The sequence below is a fragment of the Nocardia sp. NPDC005366 genome (assembly GCF_040606855.1).
Classification (GTDB): Bacteria; Actinomycetota; Actinomycetes; order Mycobacteriales; family Mycobacteriaceae; genus Nocardia.
Genome location: NZ_JBEXFQ010000025.1, coordinates 32,957 through 59,907 on the forward strand (window position 1 = coordinate 32,957; position 26,951 = coordinate 59,907).

A 26,951-nucleotide genomic window follows, 5' to 3' on the forward strand; every position below is an offset into this window, starting at 1 on the left:
ATGCTGTCCGCCACGCCGTGGTCTCGCCCTCTCGCCCGCCCCGGTCCGTCGACCGCTTCTTCTGGGGACGGCGGTGATGGGCGCGGTGACCTGGTCGGTGATCGTGCGCGGGCTGACCGGGCAGCTGTGCGAGGTCGCGGCCGAGATCACGCCGGGACTGCCCGCGATCACGGTGAGCACCCCGTTCGGGGACCAGTCGGACGCGTGCCTGGACCGGGTCCGCGCCGCGGTCGCCGGTGGCGGCGGGCAGTGGCCGCAGGCCCGGCTCACCCTCACCCTCTCCGCACCGATCGGCTCGGGCATCGAGGGTATCCACGACCTCGCCCTCGCGGTGGCGGTCCTGGCCGCCGCCGATCCGGCCACCTTTCCCGCCCCGCGCCTGGCCGGGGTCGTCCTGCTCGGCCAACTCGCTCCCGACGGCCGATTACAGCCCGTGCGCGGGATCCTGGCCGCGGTCCTGGCCGCCCGAGACCACGGACGCACCCTCGTGATCGTGCCGCGTGCCAACCTGGCCGAGGCCGCCCTCGCTCCGGGGATCACCGTCGCGGGAGCCGATCACCTGAGTGCAGTGCTGGCCTGGCTCAGCGGCGACGACGACCACGCCCTGACCGGCCCCGCCGCCGTTCCGGCACCACCGGAATTCACCGGGGTAGACCTCAGCGAGGTGCGTGGCCACTACCGAGCGCGATGGGCCCTCGAAGTGGCCGCGGCCGGGGGCCATCACCTACGCCTGATCGGACCACCCGCGGCCGGGCTCGGCGCGCTCGCCCGCCGCCTGCCCGGACTCCTGCCACGCCTGACCGAGAACGAATCGCTCCAGGTCCGCGCGATCGCCTCACTGGCCGCCACCCTGCCCGCAGGCCCCTTCCCGCCGAACGCATCCCGCCCCTACGTCGAGGTCCACCACTCCGCGAGTGCCCGCGCACTACTGGGCAGCGCCACCTCCGCGCGTCCCGGCGCGCTCGCGCGCGCCCACCACGGCGTACTACACCTCGCGGCCTACCCCGCCCTGCACGAGCGCACACTCGAGGCGTTACGGGCACCGCTAAAGGAGGGTGAAGTTGTCGTCGCCAACCGCGACAACCGGCTGCGACTGCCGTGTGACACCCTCACGGTACTCACCTCGGCCGAATGCCTGTGCCCCGCAACCCATCAGCGCGCGTGCGCCTGTCCACCGGCAGCCGAGCGCGGCCACCGGGAGCGGCTGCGGTCGGTCCTGGCCGAACAGGTCGATATCACGGTCCGCGAAAACCCGGACGAGCGTGGCGGTTTCGGTGACGACTCCCGCGAGACCAGCGCCGAGGTCCGACACCGCGTGATTGCCGCCCGCACCGCAGCCTCTCGGCGGTGGCGCGAGCACGGCCACACCCTCAACGCCCGTGTTCCCGCACCGCTACTGCGCCAGCGGTTTCCGTTGTCACCGACCCAAGCCTCGCCGCTCGAAGCGGCTCTGCGCGAGGGCCGGATCACCCGCCGCGGCGGCGACCGGGTCCTGGCGGTCGCGGTGACCATCGCCGACCTGCGCGGCGCGCAGGAGCCCAGCACGCACGACATCGTCGAAGCCCTGCACCTGCACGGATTCGGCAGGCCGTAGCCCTTTCCGAGTTCCGGCCCACTGCCACGCAGAGCCAGCGCGCCCGCACTCACGGTGCGGGGGCGGCGAAATTCACCAGCTCTCACCCACGCTGTCCGCACCGGGCAGCGTTTGCTGTTCGTTCGAAGGAGACCCGCCTCATGTCCACACCCGCCTCCACCGACCCGGCCGCCACCGATACCCGTACCCGGATCGAGAACGCGCGTGCCCGCGCCGAGGGCTTCGTCTGGGGCGCATTCCACATCCAACACACCCGCACCCCCGAGGCCGACACCGCGACAGCGTTCGCCGCCGCCTACGCCGAGCGGGTCACCCAATCCCTCACCGACGACACCGTTGTCGTGCCCGGCCTGGCACAGGCGTGGGTCGCCTGGCGGATCAGCGGTGACCTCACCACCGACCTCTACCCCGCCCCGTCCGTGGTCGAACGCGTGCCCGGTGTCGTGGAATGGGATGCGGCGTTGCGGGACAGGACGGCGTGGTGGCTGTGCGCCGAAGCGCTGGGGTATGTGCGCGGCTGGTGTGACGCGGCCGGGACCGGGTCCGGTGACGCCGTCGACTTCGCCCACGCCTACGCCGTACTCGTCGCCGCGGGCGGGTCGCGTCCCAACATCGCCGACGCCTGGGTCAACTGGCGCTCGGGCCGCCCCCTCACCGCCTTCGGCAAATAGCACCCCGCGCCGGTATCGACGCCCTAGCGCTCACCGCCGCCCGCCAGGTTGGGGCGGCGACGTCGACGGTCCTGTCCTGCGGGACCGATCTGGCCTACCGCCACCACGACCACCACCTGCGCGCACCGCACCCTGCTGGTGTGGTGGTCAGCGAATACCCGCCCGGCACCCCGACGCGGCCCCGGCGGGTCGGGGCGGCGCACCGGTTGCTGGCCGCGTTGTCGCGCGCCATCGTCCTGGTCGAAGCCGACCCGAACTGCGCCAACGCGGCGGCGGTCATGTGGGCGCAGCGGCTGGGCCGCTACGCCTACGCGGTACCAGGTCCGATCACCTCCCCGACCGACCGCGACCCCCACTTCCTCATCGCCGACCGCGATGTCACCCCGCTCGCCTCGCCCCGCGACATCCACCTGCTCGCCGGTGACCTGCCCACCGAACCATTCGCCCGAGAGGAGAACTCGTGATCGACACCTTCGCCTGGACCGTCACTCTCACCCGCGACGGCGGCACCGAACTGGCCCTCATCGCCGCCAGTCCCACCGCTGTCGCGGACCCGATCGCCGAATCCGTACCCGCGCAACCGATCACACGCGAGCCCCGCGATCGCGTCCGCGCCGGGCTGATCAACAGCGACGCCGACTATCCGAACGACCCGTATCGCCTCTACCGCATCGGCGGCTCCGGACACCGTGAGCAGCATGATCTCGCGGTCGCGGTCACCGTCCACCAACTCGCCGCCGACCCACCCTGGAGCGGACTGCTCGACCACATCGTGTTCCTCGCCCGAATCGGTCTCGACGGCAGCCTGCGCCCAGCCATCCCGCCGCAGGCACTCGAGACCGTTGTCGCGGCGGCGGCGGGCGCGGAGTTCCGCTATATCGTTATCGCCGCACCCGAGACCACCGACGACCTCCGCCTGGTCAAGGGCATCACCGTCGTGACTCCCGCCGATCTCCGGGAAGTCCTCAGCTGCTCGAATCCCTGACCAGCGGGCGAGCCGCAACCGGCCGCGCCCGGGATCCTCATCGCCCACAACCTCGGCCCCGACCGGGTCCGCCGAAGGCAAGCGATCCTCGACGCCTCCGGCAGCGACGATCCCGCGGCCACCGGCTGCCGCCACGGCGACCAGCACGGGCCACCCGTCGCCGAGAACAACCACTGACCACCCGCGCCGCGCGCCTGCGCGGTGCCCGCTTTCGAGGAGACCGGTATGGGTTCGATCGGGTTCCAGGTACCGGCATCGGCCGATACCCACCGCTTCGTCCTCAACGAGCTGCGCGAAAACCTGCGTGAGGGTGACCGTGTCGTGGCGCACTGCCGTGCCGCACTGGGTAGCGGCCGTCGCGGTGGCTGGTCCTATGCCCTCTACGCCGCGATCGCCGACACCACCACCACACCGGTGACGGTGTCGGCGCACGTGCTGCTCTACCTACGCCAACACCGCCACGGCGTATCGGAGATCGTCGTCAAACACCTGCACGAGACCGAAGGACCCGTCGAGCACCAAGGGGTCACCCGTCGGGTCCTGGAAGCGCTCACACCCACCGAGCATCCCCACGCCCGGCAGTGGCCTGATGAAGCGATAAGCCACCACCGCGCGGTCGTCGACGCCCGCCTCCGCGTCAAGGCAGCGGTCGGCGCGGTCATCCGCTTGGACCGCCCCTACACCTACGGCCACGGTATCGGTGCCGTCCAACAGGTCGTGGTGCGCTCCCCGACCCGCTGGCAACGCGCCCGGATCACCGACACGGGAACCGTGACCCGACACTCCCTTGCTGTGTGCCGCCCCGGGGTGGGCGCTGCGCCAGTTCCAGATCCTGCGCGCACCAGAACACTCCACACAATCCGCGTCACACAGCCCCCGGTCCTGAAACACCCCCGCCGCCGACATCTGCGAGCCGCACAGGCGCGTCACCGCCTGGCCGAGGTGAGCACCGGGTCCGTGTCTCTATCCATCCCCCTTTTCGCCGAACCCTCTGCCCGAGGGTGTGGCGTCTTTCCTGTGTTCGGAGGTCGATACTCATGGGCAGACTTACTCGTGCCGAGGCTGCCGCGCATCGCGAAGCCCTCGCGCTGACCGGTGTGCGCCGCGATTTGGACGAGGAGGAGAAGCGTTTCGTTCTCACCCACTTCCAGGAATCGGCCAACCAGGATCATCATCCCGGGGGCGCGTTCTTCACCCCCACCGATCTCGCGGACTGTATGTCCCTGGACGTGATCGGCAACCGAGTCATCGACCTGTGTGCCGGGATCGGCGCGCTCGCCTTCGCCTGCCGCAACCCGCACGAGCAGGCCCGCGGACTACCCGCACGCGAAATCGTCTGCGTCGAAACCAATCCCGAGTTCGTGGCCGTCGGAATGAAGCTGGTCCCAGAAGCTACCTGGGTCTGCGCCGATGTGTTCGACATCGGGCGCCAGCGGTGGCGACCTTTCGATACCGCGATCGCCAACCCGCCCTTCGGCAACCACCCCCGCACCGGCAACGCACCCGGCTACCGCGGCCCCAAGTTCGAATATCACGTCATCGCTTTGGCCTCACATCTGGCCCGTCACGGTGTGTTCCTCGTGCCGCAGTCCTCAGCGCCTTTCCACTACTCCGGACGCCAGCAGATGCTAGAAGGCCGAGGCGACGCCGAGTACAAACGTTTCTCCTCCGGCACCGGCATCGCTCTTGAGCCGGGGTGCAGTGTCGATACCGCCTTCCACGACACCCACTGGCATCAACCGGTGCCCCGCACCGAGATCGTGCTCACCGACTTCGCCGACACCGCCCTCGCCCGTCGCCGCCGCACCAGAACCAACACTTCGGGCGCGCTCGCGACACCGTGGGATCGGCCCGCCCGCGCCAGCTGAACCCACCCGCCTCATCTATTCGCTATTCGGACAGGAGTCTGGATTCGTCATGCCCACACCCGGTTTCAGCCTCTCCACCAACACCAACACCACCGACTACGGGGCCTCCTACACCCTGTTCTCCACCGACGACGCACCCCTGACCGGGACCGTGTTCACCGACATGGACGAACACCTAGTCCTGGTCGACGGGACCTTCGAACGCCGGTCGATGGTGATCGTGCGGTTCCTCGGCCTGCACGCCCACGGCGACCCGTTGGGCAACCCGCGGGTGCGGGCACGGTTCATCCCCGGCGAACCCGGACGCGGAGCCGCGGCAGCAATGTGTCTGGGCGAGCCCGGACGCCTGCACCTGGACCTCGGCCACCCACTCGGCACAGTCGATTCGGATCTGCGGGAACTGGTGACCGACACCGTCATCGAGATCACCGCCGAATTCCTCACCGACGAACGCGCCGCACGACACCGCCACCACAGCGCCGACGCGCGCCGCCAGGACGCGGCCAACGCCCTCGCCGAAATCGATGTGGTCCAACAGCGCGGCTACCGACAACTAGCCGCCGCCCGCGCCGAAGCCGACGCCTCCTGGGCACTCGTACAGACCCTGCGCCAACAGAACTGACCACCGCCCACCGCACCGCAGCCCCGAGGAGATCCGATCATGACCGACACCGACCTCGCTCTCACGCCCGCGGTGCTGTCCGACCTGCGAGCCGTGCTGGCCTATGCCGAGATCGGCGAAGAACGCGACTACGAGGAATGCGAGCCGCAGGCCCGCGCCCATCACATCCTCCACCCGATCCGTCGACTGACCCGCTGGCTCGACGGCACCACCACGGCGGCGCAGATGTCGTTCGCCTACATCCAGCAGGGCGGCACGAGCACCGAGCACTACCTCCATGCCTTCGACACCGCCACCGACGCCGAAGCCGGACGCCGGGACTTCACCGGAGTCGACGGGGATGGCTTCCGCACCACCGCGGTCGTGGCGATCCCCACGCTCACCACCGACCAGCTCGACGCCGTCGAAGCACTCATCCAACACATCGACAACCTCGCCCACACCGGCGCGGCCGACGAGGACGAGCTCGACCCGGCCGCCTGAGCACGCCCACGAGTCCCGAACCGACCCGTCCCCCGCACTCCCCCATCCCACACACGCGACACCGGCCACCTCGGCAGGTGTCGCGCGTCGTATCCGACTGTCCGAGAAGGGAACACACTCTCATGTCGATCGCTTCGACTGTGCGTCACGCCGAACTGGGCGACCTCGTCGCCCTGCTCAACAACCAACAGGCCGCCAAACTCGACGTCCTGGCCCCCGCCTCCACACTGCGAGCCAGCGACGGGCTGATCGAGCTGGCCGGTGTGCAGCCGGTCCTCGACGAGCGTGGTGTCACCCCCGTCGACGGCCTGTATCGCCCCACCGGTGCCGCGGACTCACACCTGGGATCGAAGCTGAAGATCCCCGCCGGATACCTGAAATCCTTGCGCGAGATCCAACGCACCGACCTCTACGACGCCAACGTCAACGGTCTGCTCCACGGCCCCACCGATCCCCGCCTGCCCGGCGGGCCGGACGAGCGCTCGTTCCTGCTGCGCCTGTTCACCTCCGGCAAGCCCGACGAGCCGGGGATGTTGCGGGCGGTGCTCTCGGACCGGTACGGGATCATCGACAACCTCGACGTGCTCACCGCGGTCCTCGACGGTATCCGCCTGGCCGACACCGAGGTCACGGTGCGCTCGTGCGACCTGACCGAATCCTCCATGCACTGCAAGGTCGTCTCGCCCAAGATCCGCGCCCTGGCGCCCACGTTCCTGGAGAACTATCGGACCCCGTTCGCCAACCCCGAACTCGAGGCCGAACGCCGCCGGGTCGCTGGGCAGATCGACACCGGCCGCCGTCTGGCTGCCCGCGAGGGTCGCGGTTACCGGCCCGGTGCGGAGCCGGTGGTGTTCGCGGGGTTGCGGTTCTCCAACAGCGAGATCGGCCACCACGCGGTCACGTTGAAACCGGAACTGGTGATCCAGGTCTGCGGTAACGGGCTCACCCTGCCGTTGTTCGCGTTCACCAAACGCCACGTCGGGGACCGCCTCGAGATCGGCGGCACCCGCGCCTGGTCACAGGACACCCAGCGTAAACGCCTCCAGGTGATCACCGCCGAGACCCGAGACAAGGTCTCGGAGTGGATGTCACCGGAGTTCCTGGCCGCCCGGGTCGCGGAGTTGGAGCGGCACGCCGGGACCCCGGTCACCCAGCCCGAACGCACCCTCGAGGTCATGTCCAAGCGGCTCGGTTTCACCGAGGACGAACGCGCGGGCATCTTGTCGCACTTCATCGCCGGAGGCCAACTCACCGCGGCCGGGATCGCCAACGCGGTCACCAGCTACTCCCAAACCATCCCCGACCCCGACCGCGCCGACGACCTCGACGACCTCGCGCTGACCGCGATGACCCTCGTCTGACCGCACCCGGGGATCTCCCTGCTGCTCGATCCCCCCTGTTCCCTGCCCTGTCCCCCCTTTTCCCGAAAGAGGTTGTGCCCATGGCCGAGACCACCACCCTGACCCGTGCCGAATTCGACACCGCCGTCCATTTCGGTGCCGCCGGTGCGGCGACCGCGCTGGATGCCGACACCGTGGCCCGCTGGCGTGCGGAGTTCCCGGACTGGAAGACCAAGCACTGGAGCTACAGCGACCCCGAAGCCCCGCACGGGGCGAGGTACCTGTGCCCGATCAACGTCGCCACCCGCACCAAGAAGTAGCGGCCAACCACACCCATTTCCCCATCCGGCCGGACGCGCCCCGCCTACTGCCTCCGGCAGACCCCTCCCCTCCCGAGGAAGGACAACCCGATCCCATGACGAAGAAGACGAAACAGAAACTGCGACTACCCGCCGGGTTCGACGCCCTCGACGACATCCTCGGTCTCGACGACGAAGGCTGCGTGGTCATCAGGTTCGGCGCCGAGCACACGATGGTTTTGACGTCGTGCTGTTTCGCCAGCGGCAAGGGCAGCAGCAATTCGATCTCCGGGGTCGTGTGCCGTGCCTGCTACCGCGACGTGCACATCAAACACGGTGGCATCGACAGCGAGATCGCCATCGCCCGCGCCGACCTCGACATCGTCCTCGACGGCGAACCACCGCAACTCCGAAAGAACGCGGGCCGGTAGCCGCCCGCTACTCCCGCGTATCCGTCCCATCGAAGTCCCCTCCCTCGAGGCAGGGACCGGCCAGTCCAAAGCTGGCCGGTCCCTGCCTCTTCCACGATAGGAGCCCCTCTCGATGCCCACCGACACCGACACACCCACCACCGAACCCGACGTCGACGTCGACATCCACTTCGAGGAGCAGACCCCCACCCTCGACCCCGCACCCGATCACGATCCGGAGCCCGATCCGGTCGCCGCCGGTCCCGACATCGACCACGACGGCTCCGACCCCGGCGAGCCCGATCCCGACGCCGACCACGGTGGACTCGACGAGTTGTGCACGGGCCCGACGGTGAATCCCGTCGATCTCGAGATCGATGAGAACGTGCGCAAATCCTTCCGACTCGAAGACCATCCCGAGGTCACCGACTCCATCCGCGAGCACGGCGTGCTGAACCCGATCCTGGTGATCCGCATGCCCGACGGTCGCCTCGTGGTGCGCGACGGTCAGGTCCGCACCCTGACCGCCCTCGCGTACGACATCGCCGAGGTCCCGGTCTACATCCGTGACTACGACCCGGCGGTGGACGCGAACGAGGCCGAGATCGCGCGGATCTTCGAACAGATCACCGTCAACGACCGCCGTATCGCGCTCACCAACGGTGACCGCGCCGCCGGGGTCACCCTGGCCCTCGAACTCGGCGCCTCGGTCACCCGGGTCGCCAAAGCGTTGCAGACCCGACGCGAAGACACCAAACTCGTCGGCAAGATCGGAGCCTCCGCGACCGCGCGCGGGCTCATCGACGGAGACGGCCAGTACGACCTGGCCCACGCCGCAGTCATCGCCGAATACGAGAACCTCGGCGACACCGACGCGGTCCGTCGCCTGCTCAACGTGCGCAGCAGCGTGTTCCAGTTCGAGGCCAACCGGATCGCCGCCGACCGCGTCGAACAACGCGCCTACCTCGCCCACGCCCTGCCCTATGCCCAGGCCGGGCTCGGGATCCTCACCGACTACCCCGACCTCTACGACAGCGACAACGAGTTGGTGTGCGCGGGCGAGATCGTCGACGCCGACGGCAACGCGATCGAATTCGCCACCATCGCCGCCAATCCCGGACCGTGGCTGGTGTGGCTCGACCTCGACCAGGATCAAGTGTGGGTCGAGACAGCCACCGGCCATCTCGTCGACCCCGACACCGTGGACTGGAACACCAGCGAGGAGCCCGAGGCCGAACCCGCCGAGGGGCTGCGCCCCGCCCGCGAGGTCGAACAGCGCGACCAGATACATCCCGAATACTTCCTGGCCCGCGAACACCTCGACACCGTCGGGCTGCGCGAACGCGTCGACACCGCCACCGAACCCGACACCGACGACCAGACCGTCACCGGTCTCGGTGATGGCGCGGACGCCGAGCAGGACCCGGAGCCCGGCGCGGGTGGTAGCCGTTTCGGCCAGGTCGATCCCGAGCAGGCCGCCGCGGATCGGCGCGCCGCCGCCGACGCCGCCGCCCAAGCGGCGGCCCAAGCGGCCGAGATCGAGCGGGCCGAGCGGCGGCGCGTGCGGGAACTCAACAAGCTCGGACTCGTCGCCAAGGCGACCCGGATCGAGTGGGTGACCCGGCTGCTGGCGCGCAAGACCCCGCCCACGCAGGCGGCGTTGTTCCTGACCCGGTCGATGCTGGCCGACCCGGGACTGATCAGCGAGTACAACGCCTTCGGCTCCGCGGTGAAACTGCTGGGCATCGAGGGCTACCACTCGCGCCTGGACATGCTCGCCACCCTCGACACCCTCAAACCCGCCCGCGCCCAGGTCATCGCCCTCGCGTTGGTGCTCGGTGGCTACGAGCACCGCGCCGACAAGGACCTGTGGCGCTACACCGAACTCGCGGTACGCCGCTACCTGGAATTCCTGCGCGAACTCGGCTACCCCCTCGTGCACGTCGAACTCGCCGCCCTCGGCGAGATCAAACCCGTCGACATCGACATCGACAACCTCACCGGCGAAACCACCGACACCGGCAACGTGGTCGATCTCGATGCCCAGGACCTGCCCGAAGCGGCCTGACCGCACCGCCCCTGCCCCGATCCCCGGTGCGCCCGAACCCCTTTCGGGCGCACCGGGACCGCTCCCCCGTTTCGCGGCTATTCCCCGAGGAGTCAGTTGTGCACACCCCCGACGAACCCACCATCGATACCTTGGCCCGCGCCGATACCGGTTATCGGGCTCGCAGCCTGTGCCTGGTCGACCGTCAGCCCGCCGACATCACCGTCACCGTCGAGGGCGACGGTGGTTTCCGCGCGACCGTGCGCGTGTTCGACCAGATGAGCTTGTCGTGGCGTCCGGTGCTGCGCGCCGACCACCTCGACTACCCCCGGCTGCCCGCCGACCCCGACCTGCCCTCCACCCTCGACCAGGTCCGTGCCCTCGTGCGCGAACTCCACGCCACCGCGGTGTGGATCACCCGCACCGCCCGCCACAACGGTTCACGCTGGTGAGCACCACCACGGCACGGGCACTCGAGCCACAACCGGTGGTCCCGGACCTGCGGGCGGTGGCTCTGAACCTGGCCGCGCGCGGGTGGCCGGTGTTCCCGGTCCGGCCCGGCGCGAAGAAGCCACCGGTGTTCAAACGCTGGCCCGACCACGCCAGCACCGGCCCGGCCCGCATCCACCAGTGGTGGGACCAAGACCCAGCCCGGAACGTGGCGATCGCGACAGGCCCAGCCGGGTTGTGCGTGATCGACCTCGACCCCCGCCACATGAACCCACCCGCCACCGGATTCACCGACGCCCTCACCCGGCTCACCACCCGATCGACCGCGCCGCCGCCGGTAACCTGGACGGTGGCGACCCCACACGGCTGGCACCTCTACTACCAGGCTCCCGACACGCCACGGTTGCCGTGCACGATCGGGCGTCTCGCCGACGGGATCGACACCCGCAGCCACGGCGGCTACATCATCGCCCCAGGATCCCGCACCCGCCGCGGCGACTACGCGGTCGTCGCCGATCATCCCGTCGCCGACCTCCCGACCGAGTTCGTCGCCCTGCTCACCCCGCCGCCACCGCCGCCCGCGTCACGATTGCCCGCTACCGCGACCCATCCCGACGCCTACCTCGCGGCGATCCTGGCCGGGGAAGCCCACCTCGTCACCACAGCCCGGGTCCATCTGCGTAACCACACCCTGTTCCGGTCCGCACTCGTCCTCGGACGGCTGGTGGCCGCCGACGAGATCAGCGAGCACCAGGCCCACACCGTCCTGTCCGACGCCGCGGCCGTGCACGTCGGGGTCGAGGGGTTCACCAGCGGCGAAGCCGACCGCACCATCGCCAACGGCCTGCGCTACTCCCGCTCCCGCCCCCGCTACCTACAGCGATAACCCGCCGCCCGCACTGGAAGGAGACCCTTGTGCCGGATCCGAATGTGGAGGTCGTGGTGGTCGGTGACCAGTCCTCGGAAACCGAGGTGTCGGTGTTCCTGGACGGCGTCGCGGTGAACTACCGGCCGGTGGTGATCGACGCCGGGCGCGGCTGGGAATGGGACCAGTGGCGCGAGTTCCGCGACACCACCCTCACCGAACCACTCAGCCCCGCCGCCCGTGCGGAGTTGATCGACACCTTCGACGACCCACCCGGCGGTGAATACGTGATGGGCCGCGACCACACCCACTGGCTCGACGGCCTCGACCCCGAAGACCGACTCCCCACCCGCTACCGACTCACCGGACCACGCACGATCGCGCTCACCATCCCCGCCGACACCGATATCGACGCGTTCGTACTGGCGTATCTGCGCGAACACCTGCCCGAGGGACACCAGCTACGCCACCACAAGCACACCCCGGCCGCCGACACGATCGCAGCCGGAGCCACGAACAGCTGGGACACGGTGTTGACCGCCGCGATCACCGACACCCACGGCGAGACCACCGCCCACCAACTCCGCTACCGCCGCACCCCCGACACCGACACCGACCGGGTGCGGGTCGAACTGTCCCACCGCCACGAAATCGAAGGCAGCAACTACTACCGCGGCCTCGACCCACAACTGCTCGCACCACTCACCCCGGCCACCCGCAGCCGCGCAAACCTCTGGCGCGCCCTGGCACAGCAATCCGCCGCACCACCGGCCACCGACCCCACCGGGAAGGACACCTCACCGCGATGACCTCGGCCCACCTGTGGTTCCCGCGTGCCGACGTGCTCGAACTCGCCGAGCACGCCATGGCCGCCCCCGAGCACCGACGCGATCCCGACGACGAATTCAGTACCGGGTTGCCGTCGCTGCTCTGGGTCAAAGACGACGGGATCTATCTGCTCAGCAGCGGGCTGCCCGGCCAACCCCGCACCACTACCGATCACCCCGACAGCAAGATGCATGTCGTCTACGCCCACAGCCACGGATACGGCACCCACTGGCACCACGGACCGCCACTGGGCGACGACTTCGTCGAAAATTTACCGCTCACCGAGCCCCTCGGCGAGGACGCGACACCGTTCATCGACCTCCTGCGCGATGACACCGACACCGCCGCCTCGTGGTTGGTCATCACCGTGCACCCGGACGCCGCCTACGTCGAACTCCGCCACACCGGCCCCTCCTGAGAACCGGGCGTCGCGGAATGCGACGCAGCGGGCGAGTCGTGCCGGTGACCGCTCACCCGTGGCAGTCGTCTCATTCGCCGCTGCCCCTCGACCGCCGAGTCCGGAGAACCCTCATGCTCCATTCCACCCCGAATCCCCCGACCGCCCAACCGGTCTCACCGTCATCCGTCCACGCCGTCTCCGTATCCGATGCGGGCCTGCGTCTCCAGTTCTGCCGCGGCGACAACGACCTCACCGCCCACCCCGGCAGTGCCATCGACGCGACCGAGATCCGAGTCTGGAACGACGAGGTGTGCCTGGCCGCGGTCACCCACGATGCCAGCGGGTGGGGCTACAGCGCAGGCGATGGCGGGCACCGGATCCCCGACGAGCACCTGCACGCCCGCTTCGCGGACTGGCGCGAAGCCCTGCACACGCTCACCGGTCTCACCCTCCCACCCGAATAGGCCCCGCCACACGCCGACCCGGTGCACGGGCAGCTCACGCGTCACCCGCGGCCCCGCGCATATCCGTCCGTCCCCACGACTTTCGAGGAGTACTGCCATGCACACGGTCGCCCCGGTCTCCGATACGCGACTACGGGCGTGGGCGGTCCTGGCCCGCGCCGCCCTCACCCCGACCACCGCTGCTCGCGTGGTCGTGGCCACCCGTGCCGTCGCACCCGATATCGAGGACGCCGCCGACCGGATCGGGGCGCTCGCGGCCGAACCCGGATCGCGGGCCTCGATCGCCGAACTCGCCGACCGCGACCTCGACCGCGCCGACCGGGCCGGGGCGTGGCTGCTCACCCCCGACGATCCCGCCTGGACCGGTCTGGGATTCGACGATCTCGACTCCCGCGACAGCCGCTCTCTCGACGCACCGGTCGCGGTCTGGGTGCGCGGCACCGTCGAGGCGGTCTCGGTACTGACCCGCGTCGGTATCGTCGGTGCCCGGGCGGTGTCCCCGCGCGGTGCCGCCATCACCGGTCAGATCGCGGGCGAGCTCGTCGAACGCGGGGTGCACATCGTCAGCGGTGGTGCTTACGGGGTCGACGTGATCGCGCACCGGGCGGCCCTGGACCGTGGTGTGGCGACGACGCTGGTGTCCGCGGCCGGGATCGACCGCCCCTATCCCACCGCGCACCTCGAGGTGTTCGACGCTGTCGCGCAGACCGGCGCGGTCATCGCCGAGTACCCGCCTCGCGACGGCGTGGAACCTTCGCGCCTGCTCGCGCGTAATCGCCTGGTCGCGGCGATGTCTCGGCAGGTGATGATCCCCGAGGCCGGAGTGCGTTCGGGCACCCTGTCGACCGCGCGGTGGGCGCGACGGTTGCACCGGCCCGTATTGGCCGTGCCCGCCGACTTCGGTGCCGCCGCGCGGGGCTGCGACCTCCTGATCGGCGAAGGCCATGCTCGCCCCGTGCACTCGCTCACCGAGGTCCTCACCGCGCTCGGCGAGACCGCCGAACCCGAACCCCGCCACCCGCTCACCGACTAGCCACGCGCCACTGCCGCCACCGCCCCGCAGGCGCGTTCGCAAGGGCGGGGTGGCGTGGGCGTGGTCCGCGGGCCACGCGAATTCGTCTGTCCCTGTTGATCATCGACTTTTCGAGGAGAACCCAGTATGGCCGGAGATACCGTCCTCACAGTGATCGGGAACCTGACTTCCGATCCAGAACTCAGATTTACCCCCGCAGGTGTCGCGGTGGCGAATTTCACCGTCGCGTCCACACCGCGTTTCTTTGACCGCACCACCAACGAGTGGAAGGACAGCGAGGCGCTGTTCCTGCGGTGCAGCATCTGGCGCGAGGCCGCCGAGAACGTCGCCGAATCGCTGACCCGCGGAGCCCGTGTTCTGGTCAGTGGACGTTTGAAGCAGCGCTCCTACGAGACCCGCGAAGGCGAGAAACGCACCGTCGTGGAACTCGAGGTCGACGAGGTCGGCCCGTCACTGCGTTACGCCACCGCCAAGGTCAACAAGCAGAAAGCCAGCCGCGCCAACACGAACAACGGTAGCAGCGACCGCTCCCGCGACCTCGTCGGGGCGGCCACCGGCAGCCGTGCCGGTGACGACGACCCCTGGGCGGCCACCGGCAGCGGATTCGGCGGCGGGTTCGGAAACGGATTCGGCGGCGGCGAGAAGCCCCCGTTCTAGAAACCCCCTACCCGCGGTCGCACGTTCGGCCCGGTCTCGCCAACAGCGGGGGCGCAGGGCATGGCGGCACCCGACGGTTCGCTCGGGTGCCGCCATCTGCCCCACGCCGTGTCATCGCGGTCCGCGCGCCGATCCACCGGCGGCGGCTGACCGCACCATCGCGGACCTTCCCGGTCCGGAGCGCCCGGACCGCGGGGGCCGATCCAGCGGCGAAAGGCCGAGTACCGCGTGAACGATTCCGAGACGAACTCGACCTACGCCCGCGTCCAGGGCGACTGGGAGCCGCGCCGCTACAGCGTGATCGGCCCCGACGGGCAGCTCTGGCGCGAATGCGGCGACCGCGAGGAAGCGGTCGCGGCCATGCGCCCCGGTGATCGCCTCCTGCGTACCTGGGAACGGATCTGCCGCGAGTCGCAGATGCGCGAAGAACAGCCCTGAACCCCCGAGCCCGCCAACTCGCGGCGGAGGGGCTCACCCCTGAGCGGCGGATCAGCCGCCGCCACCGCACCCCGACCAGGAGACTTCCAATGACCCTGATGACGAGCCAGCCGCCTCCCACCGATCCTCTCGCACTCACCGCTTCGGCAGCGGCGGCGACGGGGTTGCTCGCACTCGCCGAGCACGCGCCCGTGCGAGCACGCGCGGTGATGGCCGCGGCGCTGGGCGAGCTGGCACCGCAGGACTGGGCCTGGCTGGGACTGACCCACCGCGGCCACGCCCACTCACCGACCGCCGCCCTGGCCCGAGTCCTCGCTCTGGGCGCGGCCCGCCTCGGCACCGAGGGCATCGATCCGCTCGACCCTCCGCCGCACCCCGCCATCGGTGTCGAGGTGATCGAGGTCCCGGTCGAGGTCGAGGTGGCCGATTGGGTACGCCGCCCGGTCCGCGAGGACTACTACGACCTGCGCCTGCACGCCGAACCGAGCCCGGCCACCGACGCCAGGCGCACCACCGACGCCGCAATCGCTGCCCGCGCCCGCCGCCGACCGGCCCGCCGCCCAGTCGACGCCACCGTCCTGGGAGAGGGGACCAGGATCGGTTTACGCGACCGGCTGGTCGCCTGAACGGGGTATGCAGTGAGCGCTGATGACCCGCGGGAGACGGCCACGATCCAGATCCGGTTCCTGCGCCACCTGCTCGACCGACTCGACGCCCTCGCCGAGCAGGCCAGCCCGTCCGACGGGATCCGCCGCCTGCGCGGAGTCATCGCCGTGCGCCTGGCCGTCATCACCGACGGCGACACCGAACCGGCCAAACCTGCAACCGAGGGCGCGGGATACGGGCGGCCTGCGCTGATCAGAGTCGAATTGCACCGGCTGCGCCGCACCCGTGCCGCGAACGATCACCACCCGCGACGGGCACCGCCACCGCGGCCGTGTGCTGGCGGTCGGTCACCGCCACACCGCCGTCCGCATCCACACCGACTTGGGGCTCGCCCCGGTGCTGGTGCCGCTGCGGTTCATCGAATCGGTGGACCCCCTCCAATCCGCCGCCCGGCCCTGACCGTTCCCCGGCACAACCGACACCCCGTCGCACGAGGCCGCCCCGGCCACACCGCGCGCCCCTCGCAGGAACCACCTCCGGTTCAAGGCACACACGCACAACCGAGGCGAGCCCTCCGGCGCGGACAGCGCGCCCATCCCGGCGACAGACAGGTGAGCGAGATGCCCATCGACTCCCCCAATTCTCCCGCACCCGAACACATCGCGGCTCCGCTGCTGGCCGCCCACGTTCCCGAGGTCGAGTTCCTGACCGGGATCGGCGGCAATCCCCGCGTCGTGGACACCGGCGGGATCCCGATGTTCGCGTTCGTGGGCATCGAGGCCGAGGCCGGGCCGGTCATCGACCCGTCCGGCACCCTCTACGTCCTGATCACCAGCATCGACGCCGGACTGGCCGCCCGGCGCGGCGAGATCGATGGCTGGACCGTCGCCATCTACGACGCCACCCGATCCCACGACGAATCCGTCAGCGTCGCCGAGAACGTCACCAGTTTCACTGCCGCCTGGCAACAGGCGTGGATGGGCCTGGACCGCCCCGACGACCGACACACCTGACACCGCCCCCGAAGGAGTGAAGTCGCCGTGTCCGATGCCCTCACCGATGCTGATCTCGAGCGCCTGCTCTCGCGCGGGGTTCTGTGCCTCGAGCTGTCTTCGAGCCGGACGGTCGAGGACGTCGAAGAGGTGCTGCACGCCGCGATCTACGCCCTGGGTGGGCGGCTGCGTGATGATCTCGGCGAGATCGTGCTGTGGCGCGTCGATGACGCACACCTGCTGCTGACCGTGGAGGTGAGCGAACAGTTGCGGCTGGCCAGCGCGAGTGTGGACGTCGCGCAGACCTTCACCCACCCCGATCCCGACGCCACCCGGGCCGAAGCCGTCCGTCACATCCTCGACCAGATCCTCGCTCAACGCCACGCGCTGATCACCGCACTCGACACACGCTGCGCACCGTTCTGACCACCCCGCACCCGGTCAGAAGTCGACCGCCCGTGTGTCGGTCGCGTCAGCGATCACAGGGTTGCGGTGGGTGAGGGCTGACCGTCTGGCCGTCTGCCCCGCCTTCTCTGAGTGCTACCAGCGCGTGAGTCCGCCACGGCTGCGGGCCCGCGCCCGGCCGACACCGAATTCGCCCAGCGCGCCGCCCCACTCGCATCCGGCGGCCGGGTGAGTCATGCGCAGCGAATTCGCCGCCGTCCTTTCGGCGCGTTCCCTCCGCCGTGTCGGACCCCCACCCTGGTCGATCGCACTCAGGCGGGTCAGACGACCAGCCGCCCAGCCCCGTGCCGGGGTTACGTACACGTCGTGTGTGCGTCCGGCACGGGGCCGAGCTGTTTCCACGACAGAACAGGACCCAGTGATGACCGCAACGTTGAACGCACCCGTTACCGACACCCTCACCGAGACCGTCACCGACATCGCCGAAACCCTCACCCCGTTCGCCGCCGCGCTCGGCGAGATCGAATACCTCCTCGACACCGATCCCGACGCCGCGCGCGAACGCTTCATCGACGTGCTCGCCCTCGCGTCCCCGGCCGAGCGGGTCTTCCTCGACCGCGCCGCGGAGATGTTGACCCGCTCCCCGTGGAAGACCGCGGCGCGGCAACTCGGGTGGATGGCCAAGTCCCGACCGGAGTTGCGGTCGCTGATCGTCGATCACACTGCCGAGGGTGACCCGGGCCTGTACCGGCCCGAAATGCCCGCCCAGTCCGAGGTGTCGATCGAAGCGGCCGAATGGGTGCGTCGCTCCATCCGGGAGCGCCGCTCCCGCGAGCGTGACACCGCCACGCCGTCGGCGGCTACCGACGCCGCCCGCTACCAGCCGGAGAGGGTCGCGGCCCGCCGCGCCCGAATCCCCGCACCGGCCCTCGGTCGGGTGAACCTGCGCCATCAGACTCGGGATCTGGCCGTGGCCCAGCGCCGCGACCGCGAGTACGCGGCCTACGCGGCGCGGCGGCTCTACGCGATCGACACCGCCCTCGACCGGGATCGCACGCCGCCGGTGTTCGAGCCGCGAAAGAAGGCCGGGCAGGTGTGGGCGCACGTACAGGCCGAGTTGTGGGATCGGTCCTACTTCCTGCACGTCGCGCACTGCTACACCGAAGCCGACCGGCACCTGCTCGCCCCCGAGCTGCCCGAACGCCACGTCGCCACCGAGCATCGCCACGCCGGGCTCGAGGACGCTGCCCGCGATTTCCTGGCCGAGCACGGCAGCGCACCCGAACCCTCGGGACGGGCGCGCGACCCGCGTGCTCGTCGCAGCCGCCCGCAGTTCCCTCCGCGGATCACCACGGCCGACCAGTCGCGGTTCGCGGTCCGGCGCACCGGGCTCGCGGTCCCCAGCGACCGTGACGAGTATCTGCCCTACAGCGAACTCGATGTCCGTGAGTCCACCTGGCAGGGCTCCGGGCTGGACTACGACCTGGCCGCGATGACCCCGTATCTCGGATGGCCGTGCGTGGGCTGCTGGATCGACCGGCCCGCCGCCGACCGCCGCCCCTTCCACACCCGCCACGGGAACGTGGTCTCCGACGACGGGCTCTGCGATGTCTGCCGCGCCGACGGCCACCCCACCATCCCCGCACTGTCTGCCGGGTTCGGGATGCGCAGCTTCGTCGAATCCCGCTGCGCATATATCGCCGCCGCCCATCCCGCCCAGGTACGGGCATTGCTGGATCGGGTGCGTGCCGCCGCGGCGAACACCGGGCCGACCTGGCGGCTGATCACCCGATGGATAGCCAGCAACCTCGAACAGCCCGAACGCGCACCCCGCACCGCCGCGACGCGTCGGCCGCGCCGCGGCGGGTCCGCGCTCGGAGCCGGGCAGCGCATCGGGCGCTGCGACGCCTGCGCCCGTAACGGTGTCGTGCACGCCGACAACTACTGCACCGACTGCCGCATCGACCTCGGCCTCGGCCCCACCACCACCCGCCACAGCGCGGTGGCCTGACCGCCCCCTGCTCGACTTCTCCTCCCGTGTTCACCGGTCCGCCGTGGTGTCGACCCTGCGGCGGACCGGTCCACCATCCCTCGATCCGACAGGAGCACCTCTCGTGCATCGACTCCCCCACCGCGCCCGTCGCGCACTACGCGCCCTGCGCGACGCCGTGTCCTCGCCCGCGCTCCACCCGGGCGAGGTCCGGGTGCGGATCTACCTCAACACCGACCCGACCGCACTACTGACCGGATACCGACCCGACGCGCCGGTCACACTGGCCTACAGCTACCTGCTACGCGTCGACCCGGCCGCCGACACCGACGCGGTCGTGCTCGAACGTGTTTTCGCGGCTTTCAACGATCATCCCGAACACGACGACGACAAGATCCACACCGACACCTGGTACGCGAATGGGATGCGAGGCGTGACAGGACTGCGGTCACTGTCGGTCGGCGACCTCGTCGCACTCGACGACCGCCACTACGCCTGCCAATCCCTCGGATGGACACGCGTTCCCGCTCCACCGGGATGACGCCGCCGCGGCGACCGTCCGCTCCCTTCGGTCGGGTGCACGGACCGCGCCGCGCACGAGCACCTGCTCTCCGACCGCCACCGACCGGGAGGACCACTCACCATGACCGAACTCGCACCGCCCACCGACCCCGCGCACCTCACCATCACCGCCCTACACCAGAGCCTGGCCACCGGGCGGCCGGTCGTGGTCTCGATGCGCGACGCCAGCGGACACGCACACCTGATCGACTGGGCGCGCCGCCACCACCTGTTCGTGCCCATCGACCGCACCAGCAGTTGGGGCAACCCGTACGTCCTCGGACGCGACGGCAACCGCGCCGACGTCCTGCACGCACACGCCCGCCACCTCACCACCCGACCCGACCTCCTCGACCGCCTCCGTCGCGGCGAACTCGCCTCCCGGGTACTGGGCTGCTGGTGCGCACCCAAACCCTGCCACGGCCACACCCTCACCGAACTGAGCCTCGATCCCGCCCTCGACCCGCTCGCGGCGGTCCGGACACGCTGACGCAGCCGACCTCACGGTAGGAACCGGATCAACCACCCCAGTTCCTACCCGCCCCCAATCCCCTCGCACTCACAGATCACCCGCATACCGCTTTCCCATCCATCCACACCCTCACCCACCATCTACACTCATGTACTCATCCACACCCTTCCCCCCTTCATCCACATCCTTTTTCCTCAAGCACACCTCTTGCATCCAGGCCCCTCCCTCAGCCGATTCAGATAACGATTCCGTCTCGTCCAGGGTTTTTCTCCGGGGGGTCAATTCTGCATACCCTGCATCTCTCGACTTTCGTCAGAACGGGGTGCTCGATGGATTTATGACCGCGACGATTCATAAAGTCGTCTCAGGCAATGGCTACCAGTATTACCTGCGAAATATAGCCGCGAACGATGTCGACTCCCGCGGCCGATCTCCGCTGTCCGATTATTACTCCGCCCACGGCGAAGCCCCTGGCGTCTGGAGCGGGAGCGGTTTGGCCTCGCTCGGTATCGATGTGGGCGCGGAAGTGACCGAGTCGCAGATGAAGTCCCTGTTCGGGCTGGGTCGACATCCTGATGCCGAACAAATCGAAGAGAGCGTCTTCCAGCATGCTTCCGCGGCCGGTTCGACACCGAAACAAGCGAGCGACGCGGCCGATAAAGCGTCGCGTTTGGGTAATCCATTTCGCGTATACGCACCGAATTCCGATTACCGTAAACGATGCGGGCAGGCATATGCCGAACACAATATCGCGCACGAAAGACCGGCCGATGCCCCCCTTTCGGAGATCGATCGCACGCGGATCCGCACGCATGTCGCGTTCGATATGTTCACCGACGAGTACTCTCGGCCGCCGCTGAACGCGCGGGAATTGTCGGGATGGATCGCGAAGAACTCGCGCCCACCCACTACGGCAGTCGCCGGTTTCGACATCACTTTCAGCCCCGTCAAATCCGTGTCGGCGTTGTGGGCGGTGGCGCCACGGTCGGTGTCGGGCAAGGTCGAGGCCGCCCACAACGCCGCGGTGGCGGATGCGTTGCGGTGGCTCGAGGGCAACGCGATCTTCACCCGGCTCGGCCGCAACGGTGTGCGCCAGGTTGACGTCGAGGGCATCGTCGCGGCGCGCTTTTTCCACCGGGATTCCCGCGCCGGGGACCCGGACCTGCACACACACGTGTTGATCGCCAACCGGGTCCGCACCACGGACGGGCGCTGGCGGACCTTGGACGGCGCCGCCCTGTACCGGGTCGTAGTCACCGTCAGCGAGATCTACAACACCCGCCTGGAACACCATTGCGAGCGCCTGGTGGGTGTGGAATTCGCCGAACGGCCCGGCACCGAGCCCGGAAAGCGCCCGATCCGCGAGATCGTCGGCATTCCACTGCGTTTGATCGAGGCGTGGTCGCAGCGCGAGAGCGCGATCCGTGTCCGTGTCGGTGAGCTGTCGGCGGTGTTCCAGCAGGCACATGGTCGCGAGCCGACGCCGATCGAGATCCGGGATCTGGCCCAGCAGGCGACCCTGGAAACCCGGCCCGCCAAACACCTGCTGCGCTCCTTCGCCGAGCAGCGGCGCAGCTGGCGCGAGCAGGCCCTCGCGATGCTCGGTGGCCTGGAAGACGTCGCGGCGATGGTGTCAGCGGCGCTGAATCCGGTGCGCGCACCGCGGATCACCGCGACACGGGAGTGGATCGCGGCCACCGTGGACCGGGTCCTCGAGACCGTCGCCGAACAGCGTTCCACCTGGCGTTCGGCGAACGTCCGCGCGGAAATCGAACGCGAAATCCGCGGCACGATCCCCGGCGGCCGGTGGGAGCAGGTCAGCGAGGCCGTCCTGGATGCGGCTCTGGATCCGGGCCGGTCGATCCCGATGGGCGACCCGGATATCGCCGCCGGGCCCGAACTCGCCGTCGTCCCGGACGCGTTGCGCCGCCGCGACTCCTCCAGTGTCTACACCCCCGCCGGTGCCCGGATCTACACCTCCACTCGCATCCTGGCCGCCGAAGACGCCCTCATCGCACTGTCGGTGCAGCCCGGTGCACGCGTCGTGGCGCCCGCGGTGGTGGCCGCGGCGATCGCCGGTCACGACTCCGGGCACCCGGATCGGGTCTTGAACGCCGGGCAGCGCAGCGTGATCGAAGGCTTCGCCGGCTCCGGGATGCGCGTGCACACCGCCAACGCCCCCGCCGGAACCGGGAAGACGACCGGCATGGCGGTGCTCACCACCGCCTGGAACACCAGTGGCGGCACGGTGCTCGGGCTCGCGCCTACCGCCAAAGCCGCCGCCGTGCTCGGCGACGCGATCGGCGCGCGCTGCGAAACCGTCGACAAAATCCTCACCGTCATCGACCTGCACACCCTCGACCCACACAACCCCGACCCTGAACGTGAGCATCCCCCGTCGTTGCCGCAATGGGTCCTCGACATCGACGCCGACACCCTCGTGATCGTCGACGAACACGTCAAGATCGGCACCCTCAAACGCCTCAAACTGCTGCGCTTCCTCACCGACCGGGGCGCGACGATCCGCTGCCTCGGCGATGACCGCCAGCTTCCCGCGATCGACGCCGGTGGCGTCGACGCCGACATGGCCGCCGCAGCACCCGAGCAGACCCTCACCCTCACCCATGTCGTGCGCTTCGCCTCCATCGCGGAAGCGTCGGCGAGTTTGATGCTGCGCGAGGGCGACCCCGCAGCACTCGGCTGGTACCTGGACAACGACCGAATCCACGGCGGGCACACCGGTTCGACACACGACGACACCTACACCGCGTGGGCCGCCGACCAGGCGGCCGGGCGCGCGGCGATCATGTTGGCCGCCAACCACGACACCGTCACCGCCCTCAACGAACGCGCCCGCGCCGACAGGCTGGCGCGCGACGGCGTCGGAGACGAAGCGGAAGTGGTGCTCGCCGACGGCACCGCAGCCTCCGTCGGTGACACGATCCGCACCCGCGTCAACGCGCAGAAAATGCGTTTCGGTGCCCGGGATTGGGTGCGCAACGGCTACGCCTGGACCGTCCACGCCGTCCACGCCGACGGCAGCATCACCGCACGACATCACGGCGACAGCGGCGCGAGTGTGCGATTGCCGGCCGACTACGTCGCACAGAATGTGCGTCTCGGGTATGCCGCGACGATCGATTCCGCGCAGGGAATCACCGCCGAGGCGTGTCATGTCGCGCTCACCGGTGGTGAATCGCGGCAGCAGTTCTATGTCGCGATGACCCGCGGTGTGCACGCCAATCACGCCTACATGCCGTCGGCGTTGAGCGGTGAGGAAGGTTCGTTCTTCACCGAGGACGCAGTCTTTCCGCGTACCGCGGTGGAGAATCTGGTGCGGGTTCTGGGGCGTGACGGCTCCCAGAAGTCCGCGCACACCCAGCTGCGTGATGCCCTCGATCCGCACCGGCGCATCGGCCGCGCGCTCGATATCTACCTCGATTCCCTCGGGTTGGCCGCCGAACACGCCCTCGGCGAGCCCGCGCTCGCACGCCTGGATGCCGCCGCCGAGCGGCTGCATCCCGGGCTCACCGACGCACCCGCCTACCCCACACTGCGCCAACACCTGGCGACCCTCGCGCTCACCGGCACCGACCCCGTCACCTTGTTGCGCGAGGCGGTCGATGAACGCGAACTCGACACCGCCGCCGATCCCGCCGCGGTCCTGGACTGGCGCCTGGCCCCCTCGGGCGCGCACTCGACCGAGGCGGGGCCACTGCCGTGGACGCCCGCGATACCCACCGGACTCGACACCATCGTGACCCAGGTCGACGCTCGCGCGCGCGTCCTAGGCGACCTCGCCACACAGATCCGGGCCGCGACCGCGGCATGGACACCGCTGACCGCGCCGGTCTGGGCGCGTCCCCTGCTCGGTGCTAACCCTGCCTTGCTGGCCGATCTCGCGGTGTGGCGGTCGAGTCTGCACGTCGAAGACACCGACATCCGTCCGACCGGGCCGCGCCGCTACCCCGCGCGTGAACACGATCACCAGGACGTGCTCGACGACCAGATCGCCACCGCGCTCGGTGACCCGATGCGCCCGGTCAACCGGTGGGCCGAGACCGTGGACGGGATCGAGCCGCGCATCCTCACCGACCCGTACTGGCCCGCGATCGCCGAACGCATCGACCTCGCCGCGCGCGCGGGGATCGATATCGCCGAACACCTCCAAACCGCCGCTGGGTTGCGGGCATTGCCCGATGAGATGCCCGCCGCCGCGTTGTGGGCGCGTCTGGAACTCGACGCCTCCGCACTCGACGCCCGTGACCACAACCTGCGCCCGGACTGGATCGCCGACCTGGCCGATGTTCTCGGCGCCGATATCGCCGACCGGGTGGTCGAGGACCCCGCGTGGCCGCGGGTTGTGGCCGCGGTCGACCGCGCCGCCGCCACGCAGTGGGCACCGCGCCAGCTCTTGGCCACCGCCTACGAACTGCTGCTCGCCGCCACCCCCGACAACGACGGAAGCAGGCTGCGCCCCGACCAGATCGCCGCCGCGCTCGCCTGGCGCATCGACGCGCTCCTGCGCCACACACCCACCGCCGCCCCCGGCGAAAGGACCCCGTCCGTGAGCGAGAACACCACCGCAGAAGCAACTCCGGGATCGACGGCACGCGAACATCCACCCGACCTCGAATCGCCCGAGATCCACGATTCGAATCCCGCAGCCGCAGCCACGCCGGTGGCGTCCACGCCGGTCGACAGCAGCGGCTCCGGTGCCGATCCGGAGCTGGCGGCCATCGCGCAGTTGTATCGCGACGGCCGAATCCGCGCCGCGATACACCGATTTCGGCAGTTCGCGGATCAGCTCACCGACGAGCAGCGGTGGGTGATCGGCGCGGTCACCGACACTCTCTACCGCTACGCCTACCCCGTGGCCACCGCTCGCCTGCGCGACGCCGGACAACGGTTTCCGCACCATCGCGCGCTCATCGATGCCTGCACCCCAGCCGCCGATCCCGGTGTCCACGACGACCGCCCGGACCGGAAACCACCCGCACCGGTGTTCGAGCGCGCGCGCCGCGACCGAGCGGCCCGTGACCACGACACCCGCGTCGATCGTGACCTCGTCCGTGATCCGCTGCCCGATCCGCGGGTTCGTGCTCGCCGTCACGAGCAGGACTATCAGGACACCCGCGCCGGAATCGATGACGAGCCTTGGGCGCGTCCCGACGCGCACGAGGTCCGCGGTCTCACCGACGACCCCCAACTACCCGATTCCCGCCTGCCTCCCCTACCGAAACGTGTGCCTGCGGCACCTCGTGAGGCCGACCTCGCAGGCCATAGCTATCGCCGTGACGAAGCCAAAGACCCGACGCCTGCGGCGTATTCACTCGACTACGACAAAGCCGCCGGCCACCGCGCTCGCGGCCTGGAGTGCGTCTCGTGCAGCATCGAACGCCGCCCCCGCGACGCGACTCCGGTACCGCCGCGACGCTCCGACGACGGACTGTGCGGAGAATGCCGCGACAACGGCGAGCCCGGTATCCCCGACCACGATCCCGCCGAGCACATGACCGCGCGCGCCGACCACCTCGCGGCCACCAAACCCCTTCCCGCCGTGCACACGATCCTGCGCCGGGACTGGAGAGCCACGACCGACCTCGAACGCCGCGCCCAGATCGAAGCCTGGATACGCGCCCACCCCGCGCCCAGCGGCGAGGCCGCCTACCAGCCGCCGGTCTCCGATCCACTCTTCGCGCTCACCGACGCTCAACTCACCGACCGGGTCGACGACCTGCACCAGCAGCTCGCGCTCACCACCACCTACGCCGCCGCCTACACTGCGCCACCACCCGAACAATCCGACAGCACCGATATCGATGAACAGCTCCAACGCCATCACGACGCGCACACCGCCATCCGCACCGCACTCGACGCCGAGCAGCGTCTCCACGACGCGACCCGCACGCTGCACGCCACCCGATCCGAACTCGCGACCCACCGCCAAACACTCGACACCACACCCACCTACAAACGCCACGTCCGCCACGTGCTGCGTACACGCATCGATGAACTCGTGCGCGCCCAAGCCGAGCACGAACGCGCCCGCACCCGCGCCCGAGGCGACGCGCGAGAAACCCACCGCGACGCGGTCAACCACGCCGGAACACCCGAGCGGTGGAACGAGGTCCTGAACACCAGCTCAGACGACATCAGCTCCCGCAACAACAGCGCTCGCCCCTTGGCGGCCACCGCCGACGCGACCGCCGACCGGTTCGCCGCCGAGACCCGCGGCGAGATCGACCACGTGCACGCCGAGCAACAACGACGCGCCGCACTCACCCCGGCACAGACACGTCACGAACAGGCACTACGCCTCGCCGACGACCCCCGCACCACCCCCGACTACACGGAACTGAACCAGCCTGACCCCAGCGACTCGCCAGAGCCCGACCTCGGATTGTGAGAGGCTTCCGGACAGGCGGTTCTGCTCGTTGTCTTTCCGCCCATCCTGCCCCTGACGTTGTG

The 26,951-nt window shown here is 69.8% G+C and carries 28 protein-coding genes; all 28 read left to right on the forward strand.

Annotated features, from left to right (window positions below; all coding sequences use genetic code 11):
• Positions 1-76: 76 nt before the first annotated feature.
• The gene (locus ABZS43_RS25480) at positions 77-1,594 is read left to right on the forward strand and encodes an ATP-binding protein (protein WP_355038473.1); all 1,518 of its coding nucleotides are present in this window, start codon (positions 77-79) and stop codon (positions 1,592-1,594) included.
• A 140-nt stretch (positions 1,595-1,734) separates the two neighbouring features.
• Positions 1,735-2,265, forward strand: a complete 531-nt coding sequence (locus tag ABZS43_RS25485) for a hypothetical protein (protein WP_355038474.1) — start codon at positions 1,735-1,737, stop codon at positions 2,263-2,265.
• A gap of 14 nt (positions 2,266-2,279) precedes the next feature.
• Positions 2,280-2,729, forward strand: a complete 450-nt coding sequence (locus tag ABZS43_RS25490; RefSeq protein ID WP_355038561.1) for a DNA-processing protein DprA — start codon at positions 2,280-2,282, stop codon at positions 2,727-2,729.
• The gene (locus tag ABZS43_RS25495) at positions 2,726-3,250 is read left to right on the forward strand and encodes a hypothetical protein (protein WP_355038475.1); all 525 of its coding nucleotides are present in this window, start codon (positions 2,726-2,728) and stop codon (positions 3,248-3,250) included. Before ABZS43_RS25490 ends, ABZS43_RS25495 begins: the two co-directional genes overlap by 4 nt.
• Before the next feature lie 225 nt (positions 3,251-3,475).
• Positions 3,476-4,342, forward strand: coding sequence for a hypothetical protein (locus ABZS43_RS25500; protein ID WP_355038476.1), 867 nt, complete (start codon positions 3,476-3,478; stop codon positions 4,340-4,342).
• Entirely contained in the window at positions 4,288-5,118 is an 831-nt protein-coding gene (locus ABZS43_RS25505; protein ID WP_355038477.1) for a methyltransferase, read from the forward strand. Before ABZS43_RS25500 ends, ABZS43_RS25505 begins: the two co-directional genes overlap by 55 nt.
• Before the next feature lie 49 nt (positions 5,119-5,167).
• The gene (locus tag ABZS43_RS25510) at positions 5,168-5,740 is read left to right on the forward strand and encodes a hypothetical protein (protein WP_355038478.1); all 573 of its coding nucleotides are present in this window, start codon (positions 5,168-5,170) and stop codon (positions 5,738-5,740) included.
• A gap of 39 nt (positions 5,741-5,779) precedes the next feature.
• On the forward strand, positions 5,780-6,223 hold the full coding sequence (locus ABZS43_RS25515) for a hypothetical protein (RefSeq protein ID WP_355038479.1): 444 nt from the start codon (positions 5,780-5,782) through the stop codon (positions 6,221-6,223).
• 122 nt (positions 6,224-6,345) lie between these two features.
• A complete protein-coding gene (locus tag ABZS43_RS25520) occupies positions 6,346-7,584 on the forward strand; it encodes a hypothetical protein (protein ID WP_355038480.1) in 1,239 nt (412 codons plus the stop codon).
• An 80-nt stretch (positions 7,585-7,664) separates the two neighbouring features.
• The gene (locus tag ABZS43_RS25525; protein ID WP_355038481.1) at positions 7,665-7,883 is read left to right on the forward strand and encodes a hypothetical protein; all 219 of its coding nucleotides are present in this window, start codon (positions 7,665-7,667) and stop codon (positions 7,881-7,883) included.
• 95 nt (positions 7,884-7,978) lie between these two features.
• Positions 7,979-8,293 (forward strand): hypothetical protein, encoded by a 315-nt coding sequence (locus tag ABZS43_RS25530; RefSeq protein ID WP_355038482.1) that lies wholly within the window; start codon positions 7,979-7,981, stop codon positions 8,291-8,293.
• A 112-nt stretch (positions 8,294-8,405) separates the two neighbouring features.
• Complete coding sequence (locus ABZS43_RS25535; RefSeq protein WP_355038483.1) at positions 8,406-10,340, forward strand: ParB N-terminal domain-containing protein; 1,935 nt, start codon at positions 8,406-8,408, stop codon at positions 10,338-10,340.
• A gap of 98 nt (positions 10,341-10,438) precedes the next feature.
• On the forward strand, positions 10,439-10,771 hold the full coding sequence (locus ABZS43_RS25540; protein ID WP_355038484.1) for a hypothetical protein: 333 nt from the start codon (positions 10,439-10,441) through the stop codon (positions 10,769-10,771).
• Entirely contained in the window at positions 10,768-11,655 is an 888-nt protein-coding gene (locus ABZS43_RS25545; protein WP_355038485.1) for a bifunctional DNA primase/polymerase, read from the forward strand. Before ABZS43_RS25540 ends, ABZS43_RS25545 begins: the two co-directional genes overlap by 4 nt.
• A gap of 29 nt (positions 11,656-11,684) precedes the next feature.
• On the forward strand, positions 11,685-12,443 hold the full coding sequence (locus ABZS43_RS25550) for a hypothetical protein (RefSeq protein WP_355038486.1): 759 nt from the start codon (positions 11,685-11,687) through the stop codon (positions 12,441-12,443).
• Positions 12,440-12,880: a hypothetical protein gene (locus ABZS43_RS25555; RefSeq protein WP_355038487.1), complete on the forward strand. Its 441-nt coding sequence runs from the start codon at positions 12,440-12,442 to the stop codon at positions 12,878-12,880. Before ABZS43_RS25550 ends, ABZS43_RS25555 begins: the two co-directional genes overlap by 4 nt.
• A 113-nt stretch (positions 12,881-12,993) precedes the next feature.
• Positions 12,994-13,326 carry a hypothetical protein gene (locus ABZS43_RS25560; protein ID WP_355038488.1) on the forward strand — a complete coding sequence of 111 codons (333 nt, stop codon included), beginning with the start codon at positions 12,994-12,996 and terminating at the stop codon, positions 13,324-13,326.
• Positions 13,327-13,423: 97 nt separating this feature from the next.
• Entirely contained in the window at positions 13,424-14,359 is a 936-nt protein-coding gene (locus ABZS43_RS25565; RefSeq protein ID WP_355038489.1) for a DNA-processing protein DprA, read from the forward strand.
• 126 nt (positions 14,360-14,485) lie between these two features.
• Positions 14,486-15,016, forward strand: a complete 531-nt coding sequence (locus tag ABZS43_RS25570; protein ID WP_355038490.1) for a single-stranded DNA-binding protein — start codon at positions 14,486-14,488, stop codon at positions 15,014-15,016.
• Between the two features lie 228 nt (positions 15,017-15,244).
• On the forward strand, positions 15,245-15,454 hold the full coding sequence (locus tag ABZS43_RS25575) for a hypothetical protein (RefSeq protein ID WP_355038491.1): 210 nt from the start codon (positions 15,245-15,247) through the stop codon (positions 15,452-15,454).
• A gap of 89 nt (positions 15,455-15,543) precedes the next feature.
• Positions 15,544-16,080: a hypothetical protein gene (locus ABZS43_RS25580; protein ID WP_355038492.1), complete on the forward strand. Its 537-nt coding sequence runs from the start codon at positions 15,544-15,546 to the stop codon at positions 16,078-16,080.
• Between the two features lie 265 nt (positions 16,081-16,345).
• Positions 16,346-16,519, forward strand: a complete 174-nt coding sequence (locus ABZS43_RS25585) for a hypothetical protein (protein WP_355038493.1) — start codon at positions 16,346-16,348, stop codon at positions 16,517-16,519.
• A gap of 161 nt (positions 16,520-16,680) precedes the next feature.
• Positions 16,681-17,073 (forward strand): hypothetical protein, encoded by a 393-nt coding sequence (locus ABZS43_RS25590; RefSeq protein ID WP_355038494.1) that lies wholly within the window; start codon positions 16,681-16,683, stop codon positions 17,071-17,073.
• A gap of 27 nt (positions 17,074-17,100) precedes the next feature.
• Positions 17,101-17,478: a hypothetical protein gene (locus tag ABZS43_RS25595; RefSeq protein ID WP_355038495.1), complete on the forward strand. Its 378-nt coding sequence runs from the start codon at positions 17,101-17,103 to the stop codon at positions 17,476-17,478.
• A 400-nt stretch (positions 17,479-17,878) separates the two neighbouring features.
• Positions 17,879-19,468, forward strand: a complete 1,590-nt coding sequence (locus ABZS43_RS25600) for a hypothetical protein (protein ID WP_355038496.1) — start codon at positions 17,879-17,881, stop codon at positions 19,466-19,468.
• A gap of 103 nt (positions 19,469-19,571) precedes the next feature.
• Positions 19,572-19,988 carry a hypothetical protein gene (locus ABZS43_RS25605; RefSeq protein ID WP_355038497.1) on the forward strand — a complete coding sequence of 139 codons (417 nt, stop codon included), beginning with the start codon at positions 19,572-19,574 and terminating at the stop codon, positions 19,986-19,988.
• A gap of 102 nt (positions 19,989-20,090) precedes the next feature.
• The gene (locus ABZS43_RS25610) at positions 20,091-20,498 is read left to right on the forward strand and encodes a DUF4326 domain-containing protein (RefSeq protein ID WP_355038498.1); all 408 of its coding nucleotides are present in this window, start codon (positions 20,091-20,093) and stop codon (positions 20,496-20,498) included.
• Between the two features lie 319 nt (positions 20,499-20,817).
• Entirely contained in the window at positions 20,818-26,889 is a 6,072-nt protein-coding gene (mobF, locus tag ABZS43_RS25615) for a MobF family relaxase (protein ID WP_355038499.1), read from the forward strand.
• Positions 26,890-26,951: the final 62 nt, after the last annotated feature.

Coding starts and splice junctions, on each gene's coding strand:
- ABZS43_RS25480 (WP_355038473.1), top strand. CDS start 77: ATGGGCGCGGTGACCTGGTCGGTGATCGTGCGCGGGCTGACCGGGCAG.
- ABZS43_RS25485 (WP_355038474.1), top strand. CDS start 1,735: ATGTCCACACCCGCCTCCACCGACCCGGCCGCCACCGATACCCGTACC.
- ABZS43_RS25500 (WP_355038476.1), top strand. CDS start 3,476: ATGGGTTCGATCGGGTTCCAGGTACCGGCATCGGCCGATACCCACCGC.
- ABZS43_RS25505 (WP_355038477.1), top strand. CDS start 4,288: ATGGGCAGACTTACTCGTGCCGAGGCTGCCGCGCATCGCGAAGCCCTC.
- ABZS43_RS25510 (WP_355038478.1), top strand. CDS start 5,168: ATGCCCACACCCGGTTTCAGCCTCTCCACCAACACCAACACCACCGAC.
- ABZS43_RS25515 (WP_355038479.1), top strand. CDS start 5,780: ATGACCGACACCGACCTCGCTCTCACGCCCGCGGTGCTGTCCGACCTG.
- ABZS43_RS25520 (WP_355038480.1), top strand. CDS start 6,346: ATGTCGATCGCTTCGACTGTGCGTCACGCCGAACTGGGCGACCTCGTC.
- ABZS43_RS25525 (WP_355038481.1), top strand. CDS start 7,665: ATGGCCGAGACCACCACCCTGACCCGTGCCGAATTCGACACCGCCGTC.
- ABZS43_RS25530 (WP_355038482.1), top strand. CDS start 7,979: ATGACGAAGAAGACGAAACAGAAACTGCGACTACCCGCCGGGTTCGAC.
- ABZS43_RS25535 (WP_355038483.1), top strand. CDS start 8,406: ATGCCCACCGACACCGACACACCCACCACCGAACCCGACGTCGACGTC.
- ABZS43_RS25555 (WP_355038487.1), top strand. CDS start 12,440: ATGACCTCGGCCCACCTGTGGTTCCCGCGTGCCGACGTGCTCGAACTC.
- ABZS43_RS25560 (WP_355038488.1), top strand. CDS start 12,994: ATGCTCCATTCCACCCCGAATCCCCCGACCGCCCAACCGGTCTCACCG.
- ABZS43_RS25565 (WP_355038489.1), top strand. CDS start 13,424: ATGCACACGGTCGCCCCGGTCTCCGATACGCGACTACGGGCGTGGGCG.
- ABZS43_RS25570 (WP_355038490.1), top strand. CDS start 14,486: ATGGCCGGAGATACCGTCCTCACAGTGATCGGGAACCTGACTTCCGAT.
- ABZS43_RS25580 (WP_355038492.1), top strand. CDS start 15,544: ATGACCCTGATGACGAGCCAGCCGCCTCCCACCGATCCTCTCGCACTC.
- ABZS43_RS25590 (WP_355038494.1), top strand. CDS start 16,681: ATGCCCATCGACTCCCCCAATTCTCCCGCACCCGAACACATCGCGGCT.
- ABZS43_RS25600 (WP_355038496.1), top strand. CDS start 17,879: ATGACCGCAACGTTGAACGCACCCGTTACCGACACCCTCACCGAGACC.
- ABZS43_RS25610 (WP_355038498.1), top strand. CDS start 20,091: ATGACCGAACTCGCACCGCCCACCGACCCCGCGCACCTCACCATCACC.
- mobF (WP_355038499.1), top strand. CDS start 20,818: ATGACCGCGACGATTCATAAAGTCGTCTCAGGCAATGGCTACCAGTAT.